The 3,314-nt window shown below is 26.5% G+C and carries 4 protein-coding genes; 3 read left to right on the top strand and 1 reads right to left on the bottom strand.

The window, feature by feature from the left end; genetic code table 11:
• Positions 1–300 precede the first annotated feature (300 nt).
• Positions 301–1,275, top strand: a complete 975-nt coding sequence (locus ACH2BO_RS14495; protein ID WP_395045447.1) for a TerC family protein — start codon at positions 301–303, stop codon at positions 1,273–1,275.
• A gap of 60 nt (positions 1,276–1,335) precedes the next feature.
• Here ACH2BO_RS14495 and ACH2BO_RS14490 read toward each other — a convergent pair whose 3' ends face one another.
• Complete coding sequence (locus ACH2BO_RS14490) at positions 1,336–1,848, bottom strand: hypothetical protein (RefSeq protein ID WP_395045446.1); 513 nt, start codon at positions 1,846–1,848, stop codon at positions 1,336–1,338.
• A 90-nt stretch (positions 1,849–1,938) separates the two neighbouring features.
• On the opposite strand from ACH2BO_RS14490, the gene ACH2BO_RS14485 reads away from it, so the two are divergent.
• Positions 1,939–2,505 carry a DUF1543 domain-containing protein gene (locus ACH2BO_RS14485; protein WP_395045445.1) on the top strand — a complete coding sequence of 189 codons (567 nt, stop codon included), beginning with the start codon at positions 1,939–1,941 and terminating at the stop codon, positions 2,503–2,505.
• 354 nt (positions 2,506–2,859) lie between these two features.
• Entirely contained in the window at positions 2,860–3,288 is a 429-nt protein-coding gene (locus tag ACH2BO_RS14480) for a CHRD domain-containing protein (RefSeq protein WP_395045444.1), read from the top strand.
• Positions 3,289–3,314 lie beyond the last annotated feature (26 nt).

Below are 3,314 nucleotides of genomic sequence, written 5' to 3'. Positions count from 1 at the left end.
TGCTTTGTCATTAAACACATTAGAACCAAAAAGATCTGATTTTCTTCCTGCTTCTTCAAATTTTACAGGTTTTCTACCTGATGCATCTTTTAATGCTTGAAAACGTAAAGTTGACATAAAAATTGATTTTAAAAAGTTATACCCTATTAATTTGATACAAATATATAAATAATATGATTTAAAAATAATTATACCCTAATTTTTTTAGGGTAAAAATTTTAAATGTCAATTGTAATTGATTTTTGATTTTTGACATTGCAATTGATTTTTGAAAAGTTTACATTTGTAAAAAAGATAGTTATGACAGTTTGGATACTTTTTATTTCATTAATTTTGGTTTTCTTGGCTTTAGATTTGGGTGTTTTTAATAAAACACCTCATATTATTAGTTCTAAAGAAGCTGGGAAATGGACTGCAATTTGGGTGTTTTTATCATTTGCATTTTCTGGAGTGATTTATTTATTATATCAAAATGAATTAATTTCAAATCCTACTAAAATTAAACCTGCAGTTGCATCTATTAAATTTATTACTGGATATTTAATAGAGTTGTCATTAAGTGTTGACAATATTTTTATTATTGCAGTAATCTTTGCTTCGTTCAAAATTCCTCAGAAATACCAACATAGAGTTTTGTTTTGGGGAATACTTGGTGCTATAGTTTTTCGTGGATTGATGATTTTCTTTGGAGTGATATTGATAAACAAAGTGAGTTGGATGACTTATGTTTTTGGTGCATTTTTACTTTTTACAGCTGCAAAAATGTTGTTTACAAAAGAAGATGCTGATTTTCATCCTAAAGATTCTTTTGTATATAAAATATTAGGAAAAATTATTCCAATTACAGCTCATTCACACAAAGAGCATTTCTTTTTAAAGGAAAATGGTAAAAACCATGCAACGCCACTTTTTGTAGCATTAATAGTTATTGAAGTGATGGATATGTTGTTTGCATTAGATAGTGTTCCTGCAATTTTAGCAATTACATCTGATCCTTTTATAGTTTTTAGTTCAAATATTTTTGCAATACTTGGGCTTCGTTCTATGTATTTTTTCTTGGCAAATATGTTGGCAAAATTCAGTTATCTTGAATATAGTTTAATTGCCATATTAACTTTCGTAGGTCTAAAAATGCTAATTCCTCACGAATGGATTGAAATTCCAGAATGGGTTTCTTTAGCATTTATTGCACTTTCATTACTAATTGGTATTGTAGTTTCTTTACAAAAGAATAAAAACGTAGAAGAACATAAATCTGCTAGAGATGAGGAATAAAAAAAGAGATTGTTTTCACAACCTCTTTAACAAACAACAAACTATAGACTAACCAAAAATCTATTTCAATTCTTTTATTTTAGAATCATCAATGTTAAATGCTTTAATTGTAGCATTGTAATCTGATGTATCAACTTTCATTCCTTTATTAGATAAATATCCAGGAACGATAACTATTCTAAATGTTTCGTTATTAATGTATGTTGGAGTTAATGATAAATCATAAGTACCACCAGCATATATTGTAAAATCTTCTTTACTAAAGTCAAAATCATAATCTAATTCGCCTTCTAGCAGGAATAGTGTTCTTGGAATTTGTTGCCAAATTGGTGTGCTAGAATCAATTGTTCCAGACAATCTGTAAATCAACACAACATCTGAAGGATAAATTTGTGGAGAAAAAGTTTGATAAATTGAATAATTATTTCCTCCATCATTTCCGAAATTTATATTTCTTAACTCAAACACTTCTGCAATTGTATCGTTATCAACATTAGCAGCCGTATCATTTACCGTGCAACTTTGTAGCGTTATCATCCCGATAAATGCTAGTATTAATATAATCTTTTTCATATATTTAATTATTATTGTTAAATTATAATAACAACTATTCAATTGCTATGCCAAACTTTATGTATTAACAAAAATTTGTAACTTTATAGCATGAAAAATGATTTAAAACTTTTTATGGTAATGTTAGGTTGCAGACCAAAAGGTAGGTTTACAGAGCAACATGATATCTTTTTTGGAATAGGAACATCTTTAAAAGAATTAATTCCAGATATAAAAAACTTTTGGCCAGAGGCAAAAGGCAACATTCATATTGATGTTTGGCGTGAGGTGAATTGTGTTGAAAATTATAAAATTGAAGTTATAGAAAAAGAAGCTTCAAATGCATCAAGTTCGCAATTGTTTTTTATAAATCTTGGCGGATACAAAGAAAATGAATTTGAAGAATTTCATTATAAATTATTGGCAGTAGGAAACTCGTTATCAGAAGCTACAAAGAAATCTAAAGAAACAGCATTCTATAAACACTATGGTTTTAAAGGTGCAACTTCGCATATTGATGATAAATTTGGAATTGATATTGATGATGTTTTTAATGTAAAAGAAATTTTATCGAGTAACTTTACTAATAATTACAATATTATAATCTCCAAATCGGAAATCAAATTAAAAGAAGATGAACTTCATATTGGTTACCTAAAAATAGAAAAAATCAGTTAAAACAATTACTATAAATTTGTTTATTCATCATATTTTATAATAGTTTTAAATATAATATAATCATCTTATATTCAACCCAATAAATCGTTGAAATCGTTTCTGAAAATTGAAAATTAAATTTTCTATTTAATATTTAATTCTGACAAGCAATAATAAATTCTTATTAAATTATTCATAAATAACGTGTAAATTGTTAATTTTCACTATTTTATATGGATAATTATTATTTTTTTTATAAATTTATGCTTAATTTATTACTCCTATATTCTTTTAATAATCGAAACATGTTTATTATTCTTTCCTACTAATAAAATAAGAAAATTACTATATTATTAACTAATAAATTTTAATGTTATGAAAAAAGAAATTAAATTTTTGATGATTCTATTTGTTTTACTGTGTAATTTATCATGCAGTAAAAGTGATTCTAATCCTGTAAATCCTAACATCGTTTACAAAGCGAATTTAGTTGGAAACAATTCTATTCAAACAACCAATTCAACAGCCACAGGAACAGCAACACTAACTTATAACACAACAACAAAGTTGTTTACACTAGCTGTTACTTATACTGGATTAACCGTTACAAGTAGTCATATTCACAAAATTGGTGCAGGAGTTATTGTGGCAATTTCTCCTAATGTTTCTCCTATAAACTTTACTAGTACTACACCTTTAACTACTACAGAAGAAACTGAATTGGCCTCAAGTCAATATTATTTTAATTTGCACAGTTCGGCTTTTCCAGGAGGAGAAATTAGTGGTATATTTATAAGACAATAAATTTAAATAAATAAAAAAGCTGTTCA

The organism is Flavobacterium sp., assembly GCF_043773265.1.
Classification (GTDB): Bacteria; Bacteroidota; Bacteroidia; order Flavobacteriales; family Flavobacteriaceae; genus Flavobacterium.
This window is presented reverse-complemented; position numbering and strand designations above follow the sequence as displayed.

Bases quoted from the DNA above. Each gene is read 5' to 3' on its own strand.
- ACH2BO_RS14495 (WP_395045447.1), top strand. From the start codon at position 301: ATGACAGTTTGGATACTTTTTATTTCATTAATTTTGGTTTTCTTGGCT.
- ACH2BO_RS14490 (WP_395045446.1), bottom strand. From the start codon at position 1,848: ATGAAAAAGATTATATTAATACTAGCATTTATCGGGATGATAACGCTA.
- ACH2BO_RS14485 (WP_395045445.1), top strand. From the start codon at position 1,939: ATGAAAAATGATTTAAAACTTTTTATGGTAATGTTAGGTTGCAGACCA.
- ACH2BO_RS14480 (WP_395045444.1), top strand. From the start codon at position 2,860: ATGAAAAAAGAAATTAAATTTTTGATGATTCTATTTGTTTTACTGTGT.